The organism is Pseudomonas sp. Xaverov 259 (assembly GCF_019352915.1).
GTDB lineage: Bacteria > Pseudomonadota > Gammaproteobacteria > Pseudomonadales > Pseudomonadaceae > Aquipseudomonas.
On the sequence record NZ_JAAAFV010000034.1, the window covers coordinates 182,823 to 204,094 of the forward strand.

Annotated in this window: 17 protein-coding genes; 13 read left to right on the forward strand and 4 right to left on the reverse strand. The window is 62.6% G+C overall.

Translation table 11 applies throughout. The features are described from left to right. Positions 1–70 precede the first annotated feature (70 nt). Genes K0H48_RS16940 through K0H48_RS16995 form a run of 12 tightly spaced genes read left to right on the forward strand, consistent with a single transcriptional unit; the run spans position 71 to position 15,443 of the window. Positions 71–1,510, forward strand: a complete 1,440-nt coding sequence (locus tag K0H48_RS16940; protein WP_219268343.1) for an undecaprenyl-phosphate glucose phosphotransferase — start codon at positions 71–73, stop codon at positions 1,508–1,510. Beyond that, entirely contained in the window at positions 1,510–2,970 is a 1,461-nt protein-coding gene (locus K0H48_RS16945; RefSeq protein ID WP_219268344.1) for a mannose-1-phosphate guanylyltransferase/mannose-6-phosphate isomerase, read from the forward strand. Before K0H48_RS16940 ends, K0H48_RS16945 begins: the two co-directional genes overlap by 1 nt. A 1-nt stretch (position 2,971) precedes the next feature. Next, a complete protein-coding gene (locus tag K0H48_RS16950; protein ID WP_138815439.1) occupies positions 2,972–3,883 on the forward strand; it encodes a glycosyltransferase family 2 protein in 912 nt (303 codons plus the stop codon). Positions 3,884–3,912: 29 nt separating this feature from the next. After that, entirely contained in the window at positions 3,913–4,689 is a 777-nt protein-coding gene (locus K0H48_RS16955) for a polysaccharide biosynthesis/export family protein (protein WP_058420822.1), read from the forward strand. 14 nt (positions 4,690–4,703) lie between these two features. Continuing rightward, on the forward strand, positions 4,704–6,695 hold the full coding sequence (locus K0H48_RS16960; protein WP_219268345.1) for an exopolysaccharide transport family protein: 1,992 nt from the start codon (positions 4,704–4,706) through the stop codon (positions 6,693–6,695). Continuing rightward, positions 6,695–7,885, forward strand: a complete 1,191-nt coding sequence (locus K0H48_RS16965) for a glycosyltransferase (RefSeq protein ID WP_219268346.1) — start codon at positions 6,695–6,697, stop codon at positions 7,883–7,885. Before K0H48_RS16960 ends, K0H48_RS16965 begins: the two co-directional genes overlap by 1 nt. Further along, positions 7,875–9,203 carry a beta-galactosidase gene (locus K0H48_RS16970; RefSeq protein WP_219268347.1) on the forward strand — a complete coding sequence of 443 codons (1,329 nt, stop codon included), beginning with the start codon at positions 7,875–7,877 and terminating at the stop codon, positions 9,201–9,203. Before K0H48_RS16965 ends, K0H48_RS16970 begins: the two co-directional genes overlap by 11 nt. A gap of 8 nt (positions 9,204–9,211) precedes the next feature. Next, positions 9,212–10,429, forward strand: a complete 1,218-nt coding sequence (locus tag K0H48_RS16975) for a glycosyltransferase family 4 protein (protein WP_219268348.1) — start codon at positions 9,212–9,214, stop codon at positions 10,427–10,429. Next, positions 10,420–11,523 carry a glycosyltransferase family 1 protein gene (locus K0H48_RS16980; RefSeq protein ID WP_219268349.1) on the forward strand — a complete coding sequence of 368 codons (1,104 nt, stop codon included), beginning with the start codon at positions 10,420–10,422 and terminating at the stop codon, positions 11,521–11,523. Before K0H48_RS16975 ends, K0H48_RS16980 begins: the two co-directional genes overlap by 10 nt. Next, positions 11,520–12,953 (forward strand): O-antigen ligase, encoded by a 1,434-nt coding sequence (locus K0H48_RS16985; RefSeq protein WP_219268350.1) that lies wholly within the window; start codon positions 11,520–11,522, stop codon positions 12,951–12,953. Before K0H48_RS16980 ends, K0H48_RS16985 begins: the two co-directional genes overlap by 4 nt. 2 nt (positions 12,954–12,955) lie before the next feature. Beyond that, on the forward strand, positions 12,956–14,365 hold the full coding sequence (locus K0H48_RS16990; protein ID WP_219268351.1) for a lipid II flippase MurJ: 1,410 nt from the start codon (positions 12,956–12,958) through the stop codon (positions 14,363–14,365). Positions 14,366–14,387: 22 nt separating this feature from the next. Beyond that, on the forward strand, positions 14,388–15,443 hold the full coding sequence (locus K0H48_RS16995) for an acyltransferase family protein (RefSeq protein ID WP_219268352.1): 1,056 nt from the start codon (positions 14,388–14,390) through the stop codon (positions 15,441–15,443). A gap of 359 nt (positions 15,444–15,802) precedes the next feature. On the opposite strand, the gene K0H48_RS17000 is transcribed toward K0H48_RS16995, so the two are convergent. The 4 genes from K0H48_RS17000 to K0H48_RS17015 form a co-directional block, all read right to left on the reverse strand. Further along, a complete protein-coding gene (locus K0H48_RS17000) occupies positions 15,803–16,387 on the reverse strand; it encodes a DUF4174 domain-containing protein (protein WP_138815430.1) in 585 nt (194 codons plus the stop codon). 176 nt (positions 16,388–16,563) lie between these two features. After that, positions 16,564–17,184 carry a glutathione S-transferase N-terminal domain-containing protein gene (locus K0H48_RS17005; protein WP_219268353.1) on the reverse strand — a complete coding sequence of 207 codons (621 nt, stop codon included), beginning with the start codon at positions 17,182–17,184 and terminating at the stop codon, positions 16,564–16,566. A gap of 13 nt (positions 17,185–17,197) precedes the next feature. Then, positions 17,198–17,776, reverse strand: a complete 579-nt coding sequence (locus K0H48_RS17010) for a GNAT family N-acetyltransferase (protein WP_219268354.1) — start codon at positions 17,774–17,776, stop codon at positions 17,198–17,200. A 71-nt stretch (positions 17,777–17,847) separates the two neighbouring features. Continuing rightward, positions 17,848–20,205, reverse strand: a complete 2,358-nt coding sequence (locus K0H48_RS17015; RefSeq protein ID WP_219268355.1) for a DNA polymerase II — start codon at positions 20,203–20,205, stop codon at positions 17,848–17,850. A 193-nt stretch (positions 20,206–20,398) separates the two neighbouring features. Between K0H48_RS17015 and K0H48_RS17020 the strand changes: the two genes are divergently transcribed. Next, the gene (locus K0H48_RS17020) at positions 20,399–21,271 is read left to right on the forward strand and encodes an MBL fold metallo-hydrolase (RefSeq protein WP_219268356.1); all 873 of its coding nucleotides are present in this window, start codon (positions 20,399–20,401) and stop codon (positions 21,269–21,271) included. Position 21,272: the final 1 nt, after the last annotated feature.

Here is a 21,272-nt window from a genome sequence, read left to right on the forward strand (position 1 = left end):
GTTTTGTCCTCTTTTCAAGCAGGGTGAAGTAGCCGAACAGAGAGTCTGGAGTGCAATGAGGGATGTTGTTATGCGAGAAAAGTCGTCAGTCGATAGCCTGTTTCTGACCCGTGCTGGATTCGTTGAATTTTTTGTTGTTTTCGTCAAGTTGGTCCACGGCCTGACTGCGATTTTGCCACCTTTGGTGCTGGTGTTGTTCCTTGACCCGCTGGCCCCCGAGCTACTGTCCCACTTTCTCGGCCTGCTGCTGTTTTTTGCAGTCCTGAGCATTATTCTGTTTCAGGCTCTGGGGATTTACTCCGAAGAGCTGTTCAGCAATCGCCTGCGCCTGCGCACCAGCATCGTGGCTTGGTCCGCGGCGTTCTGCATCTTGTTGTTCATGTACCAGATCCTGCAGTTTTTTCCGCAATTGACCCCGCGCAACCTGGTGGTCTGGTACATCGCCAGCCTGGCTTTGTTCTGCGTCGAACGCCTGGTGATGCTGCGCCTGTATCGCAACCTGATGCGCAAGGGCAAGTACCTGCAACGCACGGTCATCCTGGGCTTTACCGACACCGCCGTGCATGTGGCCGACCACCTGCAACGCAATGGCGATATCCGCTCCGGCCTGATCGGTTTCATTGACGACCGCACCGAACGCATTCCCAAGGAGCTGAGCAACCTGCCGTTGCTGGGCAATACCCGTGACCTGGAAAAACTGATCCGCGCCGAGCAGGTCAACCAGGTGATGATCTGCCTGCCATGGGCCGCCGAGCAGCGCATTCATGGGCTGGTCAACCGCCTGCGGCAGATGTCGGTGAACGTGATGCTGGTGCCCGACATGGCCGCCCTGCGCTACGGCCACAGCCGCATCACCGACGTGGGCGGCATCCTGATGTTCAACACCTCACAGCTGCCGTTGCGCGGTTGGTCGCCCTTTATCAAGCGCTGTGAAGACTTACTGCTGGCCAGCCTGGCCCTGGTGGCACTGTCGCCGGTGATGCTGTGCACGGCCATCGCCATCAAGCTCGACTCCAAGGGCCCGGTGCTGTTTCGCCAGAACCGCTATGGCTACAACGACAACGAGATTCGCGTGTTCAAGTTCCGCTCGATGTTCACCGACCAAAGTGACTTCACCGCCGAACAACAGACCACCCGCAAAGACCCACGCATTACCAGGGTGGGCCGCATCATTCGCAAGACCAGCATCGACGAGCTGCCGCAGCTGTTCAATGTGCTGCTGGGCAATATGTCCATGGTCGGCCCGCGCCCGCATGCCACGGCCACCAAAGCCGCCGGTATTCCGTTCGAAGTGGCGGTGAGCGAGTACAGTTCGCGCCATCGCGTCAAGCCAGGCATCACCGGCTGGGCGCAGATCAACGGCTATCGGGGCGAGACCGATACCCTGTTCAAAATCCAGAAACGTGTCGAGTACGACCTCGAGTACATCTCCAAGTGGTCGGTGTGGTTTGACTTGTACATCGTCTTCATGACGGTCCCGGCCGTCCTCTCCACCAAGGAAGTCTATTGATGAACACCCTCAACGGATTAATTCCCTGCATCATTTCCGGTGGTTCGGGTACGCGGCTATGGCCGGTCTCGCGGCAGAACATGCCCAAGCCCTTTATGCGCATGCGTGACGGCCAGAGCCTGCTGCAAAAGACTTTCCAGCGCGCGGCCAAGTTGCCCGGCGTGGAAAGCGTGCTCACGGTGACCAACCGCGACCTGCTGTTTCGCACCCTGGATGACTACCGAGGGGTCAACAAGGCCCACCTGCCCCTGGACCTGCTGCTCGAACCCTTCGGGCGTAACACCGCAGCGGCCATCGCCGTAGCGGCGCTGCATGTGCAGGAGCATTTCGGCGACGACGCACAGTTACTGGTGATGCCCGCCGACCATCTGATCCTCAATGAAGTCGCGTTCGCCGAGGCGGTGACCCAGGCTCGCGACCTGGCTGAAGCCGGCTACCTGGTGACCTTCGGCATCCAGCCGGATCACCCGGAAACCGGCTTTGGCTACATCGAAAAAGGTGACGCGCTGGGCACCGGCAACCGGGTCAAACGCTTTGTCGAGAAGCCTGACCTGGCCACCGCGCAAGCCTACCTCGACGGCGGCAAGCACCTGTGGAACGCCGGCATGTTCTGCTTCAAGGCCGGCACCCTGGTGGACGAACTCGCCGCCCATGCCCCCGAGGTGCTGACCGCTGCCAGGGCGGCCCTGGAACACAGCCATGGCCTGCAAAACAAAACCTCGCGCCAGCGCGAACTGGATGCGGATGCATTCGGCAGCGCGCCGGACATTTCCATCGACGTGGCCTTGATGGAAAAGTCCAAGCAAGTCGCCGTGGTGCCCTGCGACATCGGCTGGAGCGATATCGGCTCCTGGGAAGCGCTGCGCCAGCTCACGCCCAGCGATGCGCATGGCAACCAGGTCAATGGCGAAGCGATTTTGCATGACGTGCACAACTGCTACATCGACTCGCCCAAGCGCGTACTCGGCGCCGTCGGCGTGCGCGACCTGATCATCGTCGACACCCCCGACGCACTGCTGATCGCCGACGCCAACCGCAGCCAGGATGTGCGCTACATCGTCGCCGAACTCAAGCGCCAGAATCATCCGGCGTTCAGCCTGCACCGCACGGTCACCCGGCCATGGGGCACCTACACGGTGCTGGAGGAAAGCAGCCGCTTCAAGATCAAGCGCATCGTGGTCAAGCCCCAGGCCTCGCTGTCGTTGCAGATGCACCATCACCGCAGCGAGCACTGGGTGGTGGTCAGTGGCGCCGCACAGATCACCAATGGCGAGCGTGAGTTTTTGATCAATGCCAACGAGTCCACCTACATCCCGGCCGGGCACAAGCACCGCCTGACCAACCCCGGCATCATCGACCTGGTGATGATCGAGGTGCAAAGCGGCGAGTACCTGGGCGAGGACGACATCGTGCGCTTTGACGACATCTATGGACGTGCGCCGGCAGAAGTGAAGAAGTGACATGCGCACCTCGTTGATCATCCCGACCCGCAACGCGTCCAGTCACCTGGCGCGACTGCTGCCTGCGCTGCACATGCAGACGCTGCAACCGGACGAGATGCTGGTAGTCGACAGCGCGTCCAGCGATGACACCGTGGCGCGCTTTCGCGAATTCGGCGCCCGGGTCGAGGTGATCGATGCACGTGATTTCAACCACGGCGGCACACGCCGCTGGGCCAGTGAACAGGTGAGCGGTGACGCACTGATCGTGATGACCCAGGACGCGATCCCCGCCGATGCCGAGACCTTCGCCAACCTGCTCGATGAACTGCAGCAAGACCCGCTCACCGGCGTGGCCTACGGTCGCCAGTTGCCGCACCCCGGCGCCGGCGTGCTGGGCGCGCAGTCGCGGCACTTCAATTACCCGGACCAGAGCCGCACCAAGCGCATGGCCGACGCGCCCACGCTCGGGATCAAGACCTGCTTCAGCTCCGACTCGTTTTCCGTGTACCGACGCAGCGCCTTGCAGGCCGTCGGCGGCTTCCCCGCCGATGTGATCGGCAGCGAAGACGCCTACGTCGCCGCGCGCATGCTGCTCGAAGGCTACACCGTGCGCTACGCCGCCACTGCGCGGGTGTACCACTCCCACGATTACCGACTCATGGATGAGTTTCACCGCTACTTCGACATTGGCGTGTTCTACGGTCGCGAGCCGTGGATCCGCCAGGCGTTTGGCGATGCCGGCGGTGAAGGTAAACGCTATGTACTGGCTGAGCTCGCGGCATTGCGCGCAGCCGGTGCATTGCACCGCGTGCCCGAAGTACTGGTGCGCAGCGCGTTCAAGTTGCTCGGCTACCGGCTGGGCCATCTGGAACGTCGGCTACCCCTCGCCCTCAAGCGGCGCATCAGCATGTTCCCCGGTTATTGGAGGTGAGCATCATGACCTACAGGAAGTCCCCCTTGATGAAACGAACCTTGCTCGTCCTGGCCATGATGGCGTTGGCCGCCTGCAATACGCCCGCACGCATCGTCCCGCCGGACGACCAGACCGTTGAAGACGGCAAACGCGCCCTCGACCAGCTTGCGCAACTGCCGCCGGCGGTGGAGCGCATCCGCATCGGCGACCAGTTGCGCATCGTGCGCGATGCCGGGGAAATGCCGACGCTGTCGGCGTTCAACGTCAGCACCATCTATGAGCTGACGCTGTACACGGTGCAGACCGACGGCAAGATCAATTACCCGTTCCTGGGGCCGATCCAGGTCGCTGGGCGCCAGCCCTCGGAGCTCGCCACCGAGCTGAGCAACAAGCTCGCGCCGGTGTATCGCGAACCTCGGGTGACGGTGAACATTAACCAGGCACCGGGCAACTCGGTGATCGTCGGCGGCGCGGTGAATAACCCCACCGCGGTGCAGCTGGGCACGGCCAACACCCTGGAGCAAGCCATCGTCGGCGCCGGCGGGGTCAACCCCTCGGGCAACGCGAGCATGGTCGCGTTGCTGCGAGAAGATGCCCAGGGCGCCTATCACGCCTACTTCCTGGATTTCAGCCAATACCTCAAGCCCGGCCCCAACGGGCGTAAACCGGTGCACCTGCAACGCGGCGATGTGGTGTTCGTGCCCAAATCCAACGTCGGCGAGCGCATCCAAGGGGTGGATACCTACTTGAACCAACTGATCCCGTTCACCAAGTCGATCGGGGTTGGCTACAACTACACCCGAACCAGCGGCGGCAATAACTGAAGGAGCGACATCCCATGATCGAGATCCGTTCTTTTCGTGATCTTCTGCGCCTGTTCTTCATCTTCCGGCATGAGTTCAAACTGGCGGCCATCGCGGCGCTGGTGATCATTCTGCTGGGGGCCTTTTTGCTGCCGGCCAAGTACGAATCCACCGCGCGCCTGCTGGTCAAGCCGGGGCGTGATTCGACCTTGCCGATCGAGATCAGCAACCGCCAGGCCATCGTGATGCCCAGCACCCAGCGCGACCCGATTGTCGACGAGGAGCGCCTGCTGACCGGCCGACCGATTGTGCGCACGGTGGCCGAGCATTACCTGGAAGTGATCGCCAACGCACCGCCGCCGGAAGGCTTCTGGAAGCGCACCAAGTACTACCTCAAGGAAGGTGTGGGCGCGGTGTTCGATGGGGTTCGCGTGGTATTGGAAACCGTCGGCATCCTGGAAAAAACCACGCCTGTGGAACGCCTGGCCGCCAGCCTTGAGAAAAACTTCGAGGTCAGCCACGCCGTGGGCTCCACGGTGATGGACATCAGCTTTCGCTGGGGTGACCCGGAAATCGCCCAACAGGTGGTCAAGGACTGGGTCGAGACCTACATCACCGAACGCACCCAGGCACTGGGCCGCAAGAGCCTGTATGCCTTCTATGAAGGCCAGGTGAATACCAGCGCCACCGAGATCAAGAGCTACAAGGAGCAGATCCTCAAGCACTTGAACGAGATCGGCGCGGCGAGCATCACTGACCGCCTGGAAGACCTATCCGAACGCATCAATGTGCTGCGTGGCGAGACCTTCAACACCACGCGCCTGATCGCCTCTTCCGACAGCGCGATCCAGAGCACCCGCGACCAACTCAAGGGCCAGCCCAAGGAAGTCACCACGGTGCGCCAGATCGCACTGAACCCGCAGCAACAGGACTTGCGTCGCCTGCTCAACCAGAAGCTGCTGGAAAAGGCCGACATGATGCGCACCTACACCGATAACGCGCCGCCGGTCAAAGCCCTGGATGCGTCGATTCGCGCGATGCAGGCGCAGGTGGCCGGTGAAAGCAACACGGTGCAAAGCTCGGAAAACCGCGCGCCGAACACCCTTGAAATTCACTTGCAGCGCGTGCTGCTGGATGAGTCGAGCAACAACCTGGCACTGCGCACCCAACTGGTTCAGCAGCAGAAACAACTGGTGAACCTTGAGGCACAACGCAAGGAGGCGCTGGAAATTGAGCCGGAGCTGACGCGCCTCTCCCGCGAGCTGAGCGCCACCGAGCGCAACTACGCGCTGTATGTGGACAACCTGGAAAAATCGCGCATCGACCGTGAGCTGGACAAGAGCCAGATCAGCAACATTGCCGTGATCGAAGAAGCCACCCTGAACCCAGGCCGGATCTTCCCGAAAACCCTGCTGATGCTGCTGTTGGCGATTCCGTTCTCGATCGTCGTCGGCCTGCTGGTGATCTACCTGTGCTACCTGCTGGACCAGCGCATTCACGACGGCGGCTTGGTGGAGCGCAAGTTCGGCCTGCCGCTGTGGACCACCTTGCCGGAGCTGGACACCAGCACCGCGCAGAGTACCAACGCGTTCAATGCGAGCATCTACCGCCTGTATGGCTTGCTGCAATTGGACCGCATTGCCGAGCGCGGCATGACCCTGGGGCTGACTTCGGCACGGCATGGCGAGGGCGTGACCTTTGTGGTCGAACAGCTGCGCCAGTTGCTGCAGGAGAACGGCATAAACGTGCGGGTCGGCGGCGCGCAACCGGCGGCACCCGGCGAGCTGGTCCTGCTGGATGCCTCGGCGCTGCTGGATAACCGCGATGCCTTTATCAACCTGCGCCGCGCCGACCTGATTGCCCTGGTGGTGGAAGCGCAGAAAAGCACCGTGCCGGTGGTGGAACACGCGCTGTCGATCCTTAACACCGCCTTCGGCAAGGTGGACGGCATCATCATCAACCGGCGCAAATTTGAAGTACCGGCCAAGGTGCTCAAAACCATCGCCAAATACCGGGGAGCGTTCTGATGCGCATCGCCCTGCTCGCGCCTTTGCCGCCGGAAAAAAACGGGATCGCCGACTACGCGAACCATTTCAAGACGGCCTTGGAGCAGTTGGGCGTGACGGTGGCGACACCGTTGAGCGGCGTGGAGGGCAGCAGCGCCGCAATCCAGCAGGCCATCGCCGGTTTCGACTGGCAACGCGTGGACCTGGTCCACGCCGAGCTGGGTGGCGGGCGGCTCGGGGAGTTCCTGGCCCTGCGCGAGTTGCGCAAGGCCCATCCCAAACTGCCACTGACCGCCACCGTGCATGACCCCGAACGCATGGTCTGGCGGCGTGAACAGCTGCCCTTTCCGCTGAACCTGCTGGAGCGTCTGCCCAGCCCATTGCCGCAAGCGGCCGTGGTGCTGGCCGACCCGCTGACCTTGCGTGAAGAACGCCAGGTCGCCCAGGGCCTGACGCGGCTGATTACCCTCACCCACCTGGGCGCCGATTGTTTGTCCCAACGCATGCAACTGCCGGCCGGCAAGGTGGCGGTGATCAACCACGCCAACCTGGCGATTGCGCCGGCACCGTTGCCGTCGCTGGATACCTTGCACCTGCTGTATTTCGGTTTTATCTACCGTGGCAAAGGCATTGAAGACCTGTTGCAGGCGTTGGCCGATGCTTTCAAGCAAGCCCCCGAATTGCGTGACCGTGTGCGCCTGACCCTGGCCGGTGGCACTGCCGCCGAAATGGCATTTGGCGCAGGCGGCAATTACTTGGAGCAGTTGAATCGCCAGATCGCCGACCTCGGCCTGGCGGGTTCCATCGACTGGCGGCTGAACCTGTCGGCGGGCGAGATTGCGCAGACGATCCAGGCGCACCATGTGATGGTGCTGCCGTACCGCGAATCAAAAAAACTCGGCCTGCTGGGGCGCCAACGCGGCACCAGTGGCGCGCTGTCCTGGGCCGCGGCGTGTGGACGCGGGGCAATCACGTCGGATGCGCGCGCGTTTGCCGAAGAAGTCGCCAGCGGCAATGGTGCGATTTATCCCCAAGGCGAAGTGGCTGCCTTGAGCGCACAACTGCTGCGCCTGGCGCGCACACCGACCCTGGCCCGCGACTGGGCCGAACGCGCCGGGGAAATTGGCCGCGAGCGCCTGTGGCCATTGACCGCGCAGCAGTTCAAGCAGCTCTTTGAGCAGGCCATTGCAGGAGCACCCTATGGCACCTAGACGCACGTGGTTAGCCACCCTGGCCGTGGTTGCGGCAATCGGCCTCAGCGCCTTTATGTGGGGGCGTCAGGCCGACGCCGAAAACCATGTGCTCAAGGGCAACAAGGTGGTGGTGTGGAAGGACTTTCTGGGGGTGAACGCGCAGTTCCTGTGGTTCAGCCCTACGCTGTATCAACTGCAGATCGACCGTCTAAAGGCCCTGGGCTTGCAATGGGTGCGCCTGGATCTGCATTGGGACCAGCTGGAGCCTGCCGAGGGCCAGTATCAGGTCGCGACCCTGGATCAGTTGGTCGCCAACCTGCAAACCAACCAGCTCAAGTCGGTGTTCTACCTGGTGGGGTCGGCGCCCTTCGCCACCACCGCGCCGGTCGGTGCGCCGTATCAGGACCAGTACCCGCCCAAGGACCCGAATGTGTTCGCCAACCGCATGGCGCTGTTGTCGCAACGCTACCCCAGCGTCGATGCCTGGCAGGCGTGGAACGAACCTAACCTGCTCGGCTTCTGGCGCCCGGCGGCCGACCCGGCGGGCTATGCCAACTTGCTCACCGTCACCGCCGCCGCCTTGCGCGCAGTGGATGCGAACAAACCAGTGGTGGCCGCCGGCATGGCGTTCTTCAGCGAGATGCCCAACGGCCAGACCATGCTCTCGGCCCTTGGCGCGCTGGGCGTGGCCAGTTTGAACACGGTGGTTTCCTATCACCCTTACACCCAATTGCCCGAAGGCAACGACCCATCGAACCTGGACTTTATCGCCAAGACCACGGCGCTCAACCAGTCCCTGCGCGCCGGTGGCGTGCACACGCTGTGGAGCACCGAGTGGGGCTGGTCAACCTACCCCGGCCCCAAAGACGCCCAAGACCTGATTACCTTGCAGGGCCAGGCCGATTATGTAGTGCGCCGCGTGGCACTGATGAGCGCGATGGATTTCGACAAAATCTTCCTGTTCACCTTGAGCGACCTCGACCAGCGCGCCAGCGTACGCGACCAGTCTTACGGCTTGCTCGACATCGACGCCAACCCCAAGCCGGTCTATACCGCCCTGAAGAACTTCCTCGACGTCAGTGGGCCGCAGCTCACACCCGGCGACCCGCCCACCGCCGATCAATTGCCGGACGGCTTGTTCAGCATCGGCTGGACCCGCGCCGATGGCCACAAACTCTGGTATTTCTGGTCGGCCCAGGGCGGCAACGCGCACTTGCCCGGCCTGACCGGCGCGACCCTGTACGACCCGCTGCGCGGCACGCAAACCCCGCTGAGTGGCACCGACGGCCTGACCGTACCGGTCAAGTCGAACCTGCAAATTCTGTTATGGGATTGAGGCCTGCCATGCGCATTTTATGGATCCTGCCCTACTCACCCTGGCCCGCCACCAGTGGCGGCAAGACCCGCCAGTTCCACCTGCTGCGCAGCCTGGCAGCGCGTGGGCATCGGATCACCCTGCTGCTGCATGACAAGCACCCGGTATCGCTCACCGACCGCCAGGTGCTGGAAGCCTTCCTCGAACAACTGATCATCCTGCCGCGCCGCCCGCTGCGCAGCCTCAAGACCCTGGTGGCCGGGCTGTTGGCGCCCTATCCGCTGCTGGCCAGTGTGAATGGCCTGTCGGGTGCCTTGCAGGACACCTTTCACCAACTGCTCAACGAGCATTGGGACGTGGTGCAGATCGAGCACACTTACACCTTCCAACCCTATGAAGATGCGCTGGCGCGTAAATCCCAGCCGTTCGTGCTGACCGAACATAACGTGGAATCGGCGTTGGGCGCCGCCACCTACGACCGCCTGCCGCGCTGGGCACTGCCGTTCATTCGCTACGATCAATGGCGCTACAGCCGCTGGGAACACCGGGTGATGCGCCAGGCGGCGCAAGTGGTGGCGGTGACCGAAGCGGATGCGCAAGTGCTGGCCAAAATCGCTGGCAAACCGGTGCCGGTGGTGGTCAATGGCGTGGATTGCGATCACTTCGCCGCCGCCCATCCCGACCCGTCGACTCAGCGCGTGTTGTTCCTCGGTAACTATGAGTACGCGCCGAACGTGGACGCCATCGAGTGGGCGCTGGATGAGATCCTGCCCAAAGTATGGGAACGCTGCCCGCAGGCGCGCATGAGCGTGTGCGGGTTCGGCATGCCTGGCAGCTGGCGCGAGCGTTGGAAAGACCCGCGCATTGAGTGGCAAGGGTTTGTGCCGAACCTGTTGAACCTGCAATCGAGCTGTTCGGTGTTCCTGGCGCCCTTGCGCCATGGCGGCGGCTCCAAATTGAAAGTGCTCGAGGCGCTGGCCGCAGGGCTGCCCCTGGCGAGCACCGAGCAAGGAGTGTCGGGCCTGGACCTGGTGGAAGGGTTGGATTACCTCGGCGGGCAAAGTGCCGAGAGCCTGGCGGACGCCGTGGTGCGCCTGCTGCAATTTCCCGAGGCCGCCGCGCCCATGGGTGAAGCCGGCCGCGCCTATGTGCGCCGTGCCCATGACTGGAGCGTTGCCGCCAGCCAGCTGGAGCAGGTATATGCCTCACTGGCACCGCTCAATCAAAAGGAGCCCGTATGCGTGTAGGCCTGGATTACCGCACCGTCGGCACCTCACCGCAATCGGGCATCAGCCGCCAGGTGTATGCGCTCGAGGCCGCCCTGCGCACATTGCCCGGCATCGAGCTTGAGCGCTTCACCGTGGCGCCCCTGGGCGATGAAACGCGCTTGCAGGCCCACTGCCCGGCCTGGGGCTGTGCGAAAACGGCCATGCACCAGCCACACAATCGTCTGCGCTTCGAGGCCGGCTTTTTGCCGCAGGCCTTGCGCGAAAAGCGGATCGACCTGTACATCAGCACCTTCAACATGGGCCTGCCGCTGCCACCCAAACCCAAAGGCATGCGCAGCGTGGTGCTGCTGCACGACCTGTTCCAGATCACGTTGAACAACTACCACGCCAACCGTTTGAAGGCATTGATCTACAAAACCAGCGATCGCCTGTCGATCAGCTATGCGGTACACAGCGCCGACCGGGTGTGGACGCCGTCGCAGTACAGTGCCGATGAAACCGTGCGTTTGTTTCCCAAGGCCGCGGGCAAGGTGCGTGTGTTGCCCAATCAGGTCGATGGTTTTATCGAACTGGCGGCCGACCTCACCGCGCGCCAGCTGCCGCCGCGCTATTGGCTGTTGGTGGGCACCCGCGAATTGCGCAAGAACGTGCCGTTTCTGGTGGAGGCCTGGCAACAAGCGCGCAGCCTCTCTCCCGCCGTACCGGAGCTGGTGTTGGTCGGCAGCCTCGACCACCTGCCCGAAGCCCAGCGCAGCCTGCCGGGGATTCGCGCCCTGAGCGGTGTGTCGGATGCCGAGTTGCACGCCTTGTACCGCCAGGCCGCGCGCCTGTGGCAGCCGTCCTATGCCGAAGGGTTTGGCTTACCGGTGATCGAAGCACTGAGCGTCGGCACGCCGGTGGCGGTGGCCAGTGGCACCTCGCTGGACGAAATCACCCCGCCGTCGGCGCCGCGTTTTTCGCCCACCGATGGCCCGGCGTTGGTGCAATTGATGCTGGCCCTGAGCGATCAGGTGGATGAAGACTCACCCGAGCAACGTCGGCTATGGGCGCAGCGATACAACCCGCTTGCCTATCGCCAACGCCTGGCCGAACTGATCGAGGAATTGAAATGAGACTTTCGCTGGCAAGCCTCGTCGCCATCCTGTTCGGCCTGCTGTTTGGCGCCCTCGCCTTGATGCTGTCACCGGCCAAGGCGTTTCTCGCGGTGATCGGCCTGGCCGCGGCGGTGACCATTTTACGCTTTCCGTTCTGGGGCTTGCTGCTGTTCGCCGGGATGGCAACCTTCATGCCCTACTCCACGCTCAACCTGGGTATTCGCAGTACGGTCAGCGAAGCGATCCTGGCGCTGACCTGGGGCGCGGTGCTGTGGCACAGCTTTCTGGCCCGCGTGCCGGCCACGCCGAGCCTTACACGCCGCCCCACCGACCAGATGCTGCTGTGGTTGATGCTGTTCAGCGTGTTCCCGTTTATCGTCGGCCAGGTCACCATTCACGCCGACAGCAGTGGCGTGGCGAACTGGCTGCGTTGGTTGCTGAACCTGTCGGGGGTGTTTCTGGCCGCCAAGTTGCTGGTGGACCACAAGCACCGCGAATCGTTGGTGATCGCGCTGTTGCTGGGCACCCTGGCGATGCTGGTGCTGTCGATTGCAGTGTTTGTACGCACCCGCTCGGGCGCCGGGATCGCGCCGGTGCTGGCGCTGTTCAATTACGGCAACTTCGACACCCTCAAATTCGGCCTGGAGGCGATGTCGTCGCGCATGGGCTCGCCGTGGATGCACCCGAATGCCATCGGCGGGATCATGGCCCTGCTGCTGCCCTTGGCCTTCTGCTTCGGCATGACCGAACAGGGCTGGAAGCGTGGGTTGGGCTTGGGCGTGGCGTGCCTGGGGGCGGCCGCATTGCTGCTGGCGAGTAGCCGTGGGGCGATGGTCAGCCTCGCGTTAGTGCTGATCTGGATGGCCACGCGCCGCGTGCCGTATACCGGCCGCTTGTTGATGATCGGCGCAGCGCTGACCGTGGCGCTGGTGATGGCTTATCCGCCGTTGCAGGACCGCCTGGCGACGATTTTTTCCTCGGATAACGCCAGTACCGAAATCCGTTTCGACGAATACCGCATGTTCCCCCAGGCGGTGGCAGCCTACCCGTTCGGCATCGGCTTCAAGGTCGACCCGCCGGTGCCGGGCACGCACTTTCTGGGGATCTCCAACCTGTGGCTGAACTACGTCTACAAGATCGGCATTGTCGGCATGCTGTTGTTTATTGCCGTGACGGTGCGCTGGTGGCGTGAAGCCCGCCCGGAAAAAGGCCCGATCCGCCTGACCAAAGACAACGCGCTGTGGCTGGGCAGCACGGCCGGGATTCTGGCGGCACTGGTCAGCGGTCTGTTTGACCACTACTTCAGTTTTGCCGTGGTGATGGTGTCGCTGTTCTGGCTGATGGTCGGCATCAATGTGCTGGAGGCCCGCCGACTGTTTCCGGCGCGCCTGCCGCAGGTCAAGACCGTGGTGTACCGCAAGCCGCTGCTTGACGGCGTGCGGCCTTAATCATGCTCGGCTCGGCCGTCTGGCTGACGCTTGCGACCTTGCTGGGCCTGTGCCTGGGGTTCGCCCGCGAGTGGTTGCTGGTGGCTGCGTGGGGCGCCGGAGAGCGCAGCGATGCGTTCCTGATCGCGCTGTTTTTGCCCGAGGCGTTGCGCATGTCGTTGGCCGGTGGCGTCTTGAGCGCCGCCGCGCTGCCGCTGTACCTGGCACGCAAGGACGGCGAACGCCTGGACTGGCTGGCAGTGCTGTTCCCCGCCTTGATGCTGATCGCGCTGGTCACCAGCCTGCTGCTGACGCTGCTGGCGCCGTGGCTGGTGCAGTTGCTGGGGCCGGGGTTGGCGGCGAGTGCCACGGCGCTGGCCGCCAGCAACCTGCAAATCGTCGCCTGGTGCGTGCCCGGCTTGATGCTGCATGCGCTGTTCAGTATTCCGTTGCAGGCCAGTGAGCGCTTTGTGCTGGCAGGGCTGGGTTCGTTGCTGTTCAACCTGCCGCCGGTGACCTACCTGGCGGTGGCGGGCACGGCCACGCAACCGCATGCCCTCGCCTTGGCGTGCCTGGCCGGCAGCCTGTTGATGCCGCTGGCGTTACTGCCGTCGATCTGGCGCCAGGGCTGGCGGCCGTGGCGCTGGCAGTTGTCCTTCGCGCCGCTGCGCGAGCTGGGCCAACGCATCGGCCCGCTGTTGCTGAGTAATGGCGCCAGCCAGGGCTTGGCCTTGATCGAACGGCTGGTGGCGTCGCTGCTCGGCGAAGGCGCGGTGACCTGGGTCAACCTCGCCCGCAAGCTGATGAACCTGCCGCTGATTGCGCTGATGAGCCTCAACCAGGTGCTGCTGGGCATGATGAGCCGACGCCAGGGCGATGAGCGCCTGGCCCTGCTTAAGCGCGGCCTCGAGACTGCCAGCGTGCTGACCCTGCCGGCCGGCGTTGGCCTGGTGGCGGCGGCACCGAGCCTGGTGGCCCTGCTGCTGCCCAAACAATCGGCGGACTCACCGTTGCCGCTGCTGCTGGCCTGGTTTGCCGTGCCGCTGGTGTTCGGCGCCTGGAACGCCTTACTCGCTCGTTATGCCTATGCCGCTGGCGATACGCGCCAGCCGCTGCGTTGCGAGCTGCTCGGCAGCCTGGTCAATGTGTTGTTGCTGGGCATGCTGCCGTTTGTGTTTGGCCTGGCGGGTATTCCCTTGGCCGCACTGGCAGGCGTGATCTGCACCGCCCTGCTGCTGATGCAACGCCAGGCACTACTCAATGCTTTGCCCTGGACGCGGCACTGGCTGCTCAGTGCGCTGGTGATGAGCCTGGCGGCGCTATTGCTGTTTCCAATTCAAGGCGTGTGGCTGCAACTGGGGTTGAGCACCCTGGCCGGCGCCGTGGTGTTGCTGGGCATGGGGCTGTGGCTCAAGCCATGGCGCAAGGCATGAACGATCGGTCGGGGGCAGTCGAATGAAACATCGTTGGATTCAAATGGATATTGCCAAGGGCATCGGCATCCTGCTGATCGTGTACGGCCACAGCTGGTTCGTGGCCAACTCCCTGGAGTTGCAGTATCCGATCATTGCTTCGTTCATCTTGCCGCTGTTCTTTTTCCTCTCCGGGGTGTTCTTCAAGCCCGAGCAACCCTTTGTGGAAATGGCAGTGCGCAAGGCCGACGGCCTGCTCAAGCCGTTTTTCTTCACCATGCTGGTGTACGTGCTGGTGCGCGATGTATTGCGTGGCCAACCGCTGCTGCCGGATGTCGGCGGCGTGCTGTATGCCTCGGTGGACACCATTCCCTGGCAGGCGCTGTGGTTTCTGCCGCACTTCTGGGTGGCGATTCTGTTCAGTTGGCTGATGTTGCGCCTGATCCAGCGCCTGAAGCTGTCACTGCCGGTGAGTTGCTTGCTGGTCGTGGTGCAACTGCTGATCGGCATCTGGGTATTGCCGTGGTTCTGGCAAATACCGGTGACGGTCGGCGGGCAGACCTGGACGCTGCCTGGTTTACCCTTCGGCCTTGAGATAACCCTGATCAGCAGCACTTACTTCATCTACGGCTACCTGCTGCGCGATTGGTTGCGCAGGCATGAGGGCTCGTTGCTGACGCTGGTGATTTCGGTGGCGTTGTTCGCCGCGGTATTCCTCTACAGCCACGACACCATGGACCTGGCGCAGCGGCGTTACGACCATTGGCTGTGGACCAGCTTGCTGGCGGTGATTGGTGTGTACGCGAGCTGGTCACTGGCGCGGGTGCTGATGGCTTCGCCCCTTATCACGCGGGTGATGACGTATATCGGGCAGTCCACTTTGATTCTGCTGATCTTCCATGGGGAGATTCAGCATAAGACCGTTGACCTGATGGAGCGCGTCGGCCTGCATCCGTTGCTGTCGGCGTGCATTGGCTTGGTGGTGGCGGTGGTGGTGCCGTTGTTGATTGGGGAAGTGATCAAGCGGGTGGCGTTTTTGCGGTTTTTCTACTTTCCGTTTCCGGTGCGTAAGGCGCCAAAGCCTTTGGAACAGCGCTGAATCAACTGTGGGAGCGGGCTTGCTCGCGAATGCGGTGTGTCAGTCGCTGATGATTCGACTGATCCACCGCTTTCGCGAGCAAGCCCGCTCCCACATTTAGACCGCGTTGCATCAGGTAGATAGGCTTTTGCTTTGACCACTCAGGTCGGCTTTCAGGCCGCCGTGCTGTAGATTTTGATCTGAGGCGCCCCGTAAACCACGATGGCCGAACGCAGGCTTGAATCGTGGGTAACCCGGCAGGACGCCGGGTTAGCCGCTGTAAGAGCGGAACCAAAAGCCGCCGTGACCGCAGCAACGGATATGTACACCAACACTCCGCTATCGCAGGCAAGCCAGCTCCCACATTGGCTTAGGTATGTTCAATCATCGAGTTGTGAGGCGGCGGGTTTGCTGCCGGCCTTTGCGGGCTTGGCAGGTTTACCGTTCTTGGCCGGCGCTGCCGCAGCAGGCTCAGGCTCAGCCGGTGCAGCAAGGTCTTTTTCAGCCTGGGGCATCTGGTCGATGGCGCTGAAGAACTCCTTCAAGTCGAGAGTATCCGGCGGCACGGTCTTCTCGAGTTTCTTCTCACCGTCCTTACCCACCAGAATCACCTTGGTGCCACTGCCAGCACCCAGTTTGAGGGCACGGATCAACGCATTGGTCTCCGGTGGTGTGAGCTTCTTGTTGTCCTTGGCATCCTTGGCAAACTTCTCACCTTCGGCGCCGATACTGCCGAACTTCACGGTGTAGAACACCATGCTGCGCTCTTCAAAGGACTGCTTGTTGGCAGGCTCGTCCAGCTGTTTCTTGAGGTTTGCCAATGTTTCATTGCCGGAATCAAGTTCCACCACCACCAGCGGTCGGGACTTATTCAAGTCCTGCTTGAGTGGGTTGATATCATCCGCGGCCAACAGCGGCCCCGTAAAAGCCATCAAGGTAGCCAGGGTCAGCGACCGGATGAGCATGCGCACCTCCTTTGAATTCCATGCAGGGTTCTTGAGTTTCATGTCTGCGACAGTCAATTTCAAGGATGATTCCTACACCTCGTTAAGAAGCGTAGGTCAGGAAGCCTGCCACGCAAGGGCTCGAATAGGGTTATCAGTCATTGTTTCTTCTGATTGCGGAACCATAACGAGACGTTCTATTGCGGCCAATGCCGCGCAAATACCGGCGCCACCACCGGGTCGGCATCCACCTGCGCCAGCGTCTGGGCAAAGCCTGGAGCGAGGTTGCTCAACACCTCCCGCGCCGCGTCCCAACGCGACACCGCCGCCGCCATAATGCCCAGCGCATTCGGCACATTGCCGGGGGCGAACAACTGGTCGGCAAACTGCTCGGCGAACAGCACCCAGGCCTGGTGCAGGTAACGGCGCGTGCCGCTGACCAGTTGCGCCTGGGCAGCTTCATCCCCATTGCCGAGCCAGCGTTGCGGGTAGTCGATGATGCCGACCGCTGAATAGCAATTGGCGGCGATGTATACCAGCCCACGCAAGATCTGCGCACGGTTGCCGGCGAGCAGGTCGGAGGCGGGAAACTCCAGGCCCAGGTGGATCAGAATCGCGGCGCTTTCGGTCAGCACCTGGCCATCGGGGGTCACCAAGGTGGGGATTTGTTTGAGTGGGTTGATGCGGGCCAGGGCGTCACTGCCTTCGCTGTCTTCCCAGGAACTGGCATCGATTCGCCGCCACGGCACCGCGCATCGCTGCAGGGCGATTTCGATCATGCAGGAGCCGGATTCGTCGATGCCGTAGAGCGTGTACATGGGGGTTATCTCCTTATCGCTGCAGTTTGGCCTGCAAGCTGGCCTTCACCTGCGGCCATTCCGAATCGATGATGCTGAACCGCACCGAATTGCGCTTGCGCCCGTCGGGCATGATGCGTTCGTGGCGCACAATGCCCTCTTGCACGGCGCCGAGGCGCAGGATCGCGGCGCGGGATTTTTCGTTGAGTTCGTCGGTGGTGAATTGCACCCGTACGAAGTCGAGCACTTCGAAAGCGTAGGTCAGCAGCAAGAGCTTGGCTTCGGTGTTGATGCCGGTTTTTTGCGTGGACTCGGCCAGCCAGGTATGGCCTATTTCCAGCTTGCGATTGACCCGATCGACCTTCCAGAATCGCGTGCTGCCCACCACCTGGCCAGTACCTGCGCGCACCAGGGTGAAGGGGATCACGCTGCCCGCATCGCGGCCGGCCAAGGCCGTGTCGATGTAGGTGTCGATGGTGTCCGGGCCTGGCACGTGGGTGACCTTGAGGTTCCACAATTGTCCGTCGGCAGCCGCTGCAAGCAAGGCAGCCTTGTGTTCGCGTTGCAGGGGCTGGAGTTCGACCGTGCTGCCGGTCAACGTGATCTGAGTCATGGAAGCTGCGCCGTCTGAGGGGGTCGTCAGAGGCCAAGAGTGCAGGCTCGCCCTACGTACAGGCAAGCGTTTTAAAACAGGCCCATTTGCCCGCCGACCAGCGTGCCGAAATCATCATTTACGAACGGCAGGATCGCATCGGCCACCGGCTGCAATTGCCGGGTGACGTAGTGGTCATAGTCGATCGGCGCCTGGCGCACTTCCAGCGGCTGCGGACCGTTGACCGTGATCACATAGCTGATCCAGCCGCCGCGCTGGTACTGGCGTGGGCGCCCCAGACGGTCGTTGTATTCATCCGCCAGGCGTGCGGCGCGCACATGCGGCGGCACGTTGCGCTCGTAGTCGTCAAGTTGGCGGCGCAGGCGTTTGCGGTAGATCAGCAGGTCGTCGAATTCGCCGCTCAAGGTACGCCGCACATAATCGCGCACGTAGTCCTGATGGGGCTGGCGGTGGAAGATGCGCTGGTAGAGTTCCTGCTGGAATTGCCGGGCCAAAGGCGACCAGTCGCTGCGCACGGTTTCCAGGCCTTTGTAGACCATTTCTTCGCTGCCGTCGGCGCGTACCACCAAGCCCGCATAGCGCTTTTTACTGCCCTCCTCCGCGCCGCGAATGGTCGGCATGAGGAAGCGGCTGAAGTGGGTTTCGTATTGCAGTTCCAAGGCGCTTTGCAGGCCGAACTCGTTGTGCAGATGCGCGCGCCACCAGTCGTTGACGTGCTGCACCAAGTCGCGGCCGATGCGGCTGGCGTCATCCGCAGAATGCGCACTGCCGAGCCAGACGAAGGTGGAGTCGGTGTCGCCGTAGATCACGTCATACCCCTTGGCTTCGACCAACTCGCGGGTCTGACGCATGATCTGGTGCCCACGCAGGGTGATCGAGGACGCCAGCCGTGTGTCGAAGAAGCGGCAACCGCTGGAGCCGAGTACGCCGTAAAACGCGTTCATGATGATTTTAAGGGCTTGGGACAGTGGCGCGTTGTGTTCACGCTTGGCCACTTCGCGGCCTTCGGAAACCCGCGCGACAATCGAGGGCAGGCAGTGCCGGGTGCGGGAAAAACGCGCACCACGAAAGCCCTCTACCGACTCGCTGTCGTCCGGGTGCTTGAGGCCTTCGATCAGGCCCACCGGGTCGATGAGAAAACTGCGAATGATCGACGGGTAAAGGCTTTTGTAATCGAGCACCAGCACCGACTCATAAAGGCCGGGTCGCGAGTCCATCACGAATCCGCCAGGGCTGGCCTGGGGCGGTTTGTCGCCCAGGTTCGGCGCAACGAAGCCCTGACGGTGCATCAGCGGCATATACAGGTGCGTGAACGCCGCCACCGAGCCACCGTTACGGTCGGCCGGCAGCCCGGTGACGCTGGCGCGTTCGAGCAGGAACTTGAGCAGCTCGGTCTTGGCGAAAATCCGCGTGACCAGCTCACAGTCTTTGAGGTTGTAGCGCGCCAACGCCGGTTTGTCCTCAGCGAACATGCGGTTGATTTCGTCCATGCGCTGGTACGGCGTGGAGATGTCCTTGCCTTCGCCGAGCAGGGTTTGCGCGACGTTTTCCAGGCTGAAGGATTCGAAACTCCAGGTCGCCGAACGCAGGGACTCGATGCCGTCGATGATCAGCCGCCCGGCCGCGGCGGCGAAGTAATGGTTGCGGCTGCCATGTTCACGCCAGGCCATGGCCTCGCCGCCACGCCCGAGCAGCAGCGGCACGTTGAGACGCTGGGCATGTTCGTGCAGCACCCGCAGGTCGAACTGCACCACATTCCAACCGATGATAGCGTCGGGGTCATGGGTGGCGATCCACGCATTGAGAGATTCGAGCAACTGAGCGCGGGTGTCGCAATAGTCGAGCTTGAAGTCAACGGCGTCGGCCTTGTTCGGCGGGCCGAGCATGTACACCTGGCGCTCGCCGCAGCCTTCGAGGGCGATGGAATACAGGTCGCCTTGAGCGGTGGTCTCGATGTCCAGGGACACCAGCTTGAGCGGCGGGCGGTAGTCCGGCGCGGGTTTCAACTGCGCGTCGAGCAAGGCGCCGCTGGCATCCGGCGTGCCGCCGAACCACACCGGGGCGGTGATGAAGCGCTCCATCATGTAACGCTCGGGCGGGCGCACGTCGCCTTCGTAAACGTCGACACCGGCAGCGCGCAGGCGCTTCTCCAGGTCCATCAACTGGCGGTGCTGGCGGGTGTAAAGGCCAAGCACAGGGCGATGATGGAAGTCGCATAACTGCAACGGGCGCAGTTCGATCTCGCGCTCGCCCTTGAGCAGCCAGTCGAGCGGCTTGCGATGGGCCTCCGGGATAAACATCACCGAGGTTTGCACAGGTAGGCGCACGCACCGAGGGCCCTGGTCGGTGGCCAGCCAGAAACTGACCTCCGTGCCCGCCGCCGTGTCGCGCCAATGCCGGGTCAGGACAAAACCCTGCTGTAAATCCACCGTACCGCACCTCAGGAAATGCTTTAAGGGCGTGATTCTACTCGGCATCCGGGCAAACGCGATGGGCGATGGCATTTATCCGGCTTATACCTCCTATGCTGAATGTGGATTTCACAGTGCCGCCCCAGCGCTTTAGCCTGCTTGGCGCATCCCGAACCCCGACCTGTAACCTGAGAGCCCGAGAGCCCGACCGATGATTAAACACCTGACTTTTGCGTTTGTACTCAGCGCCTGTTCCATTGCCCTTGCCCAGGCGGCCGAAGACGCGCCCGCCGCACGCACCTTTCACTTCGGCCCGCTGCAGGTGACGGCGCTGCACGACAAGACCAATGACATCCCCGATGACGGCAAGGTCTTCGGCGCCAACGTCGGGCCAGAGGCCGTTGCCGGCGTGCTCGCCGCCGCCGGTGCGCCGACCGACAAGGTCAGCCTGGATGTGGACGCGTTGCTGGTGCAGGACGGTAAAAAAACCATCCTCATCGACACCGGTTTGGGCCCCAACGTGCAGGGTTTGCTGTTGCAGAGCCTGGCGCAGGCCGGCGTTGCGCCTGAGCAGATCACGGATGTGCTGATCACCCATGTACACGGCGATCATATTGGCGGGCTGGTCACGGCCCAGGGCACGCAGGCGTTTCCCAAGGCAGTGGTGAAGATCTCCAAGCCGGACTGGCAATGGCTGCAAGGCCAGGCCAACATGGCGGCGCTGATCAAGGTGATTACGCCGCAGGTGAAGACCTTTGCACCGGGCGATAAAGTCGCGCCGGGTATCAACTCTGTACCGCTCAAGGGCCATACGCCTGGGCATGTGGGCTATCAGATTGTCTCAGGGCAATCGCGCTTGCTGGATGTAGGTGATCTGGTCCACAGCTCGATTGTGTCCCTGGCGCAGCCTGAATGGGCGATCACTTTTGACGATGACCGTGATGAAGGCATCGCCACGCGCCGCGCCGAGCTGAAGAAACTGGCTGACAGCCATGAGACGATTTTCGCCCCGCACTTCCCGTTCCCGGGCATTGGCCAGATCCAGGCCGAGGGCGATCACTTCATCTGGGTGCCGGCAAAATAAG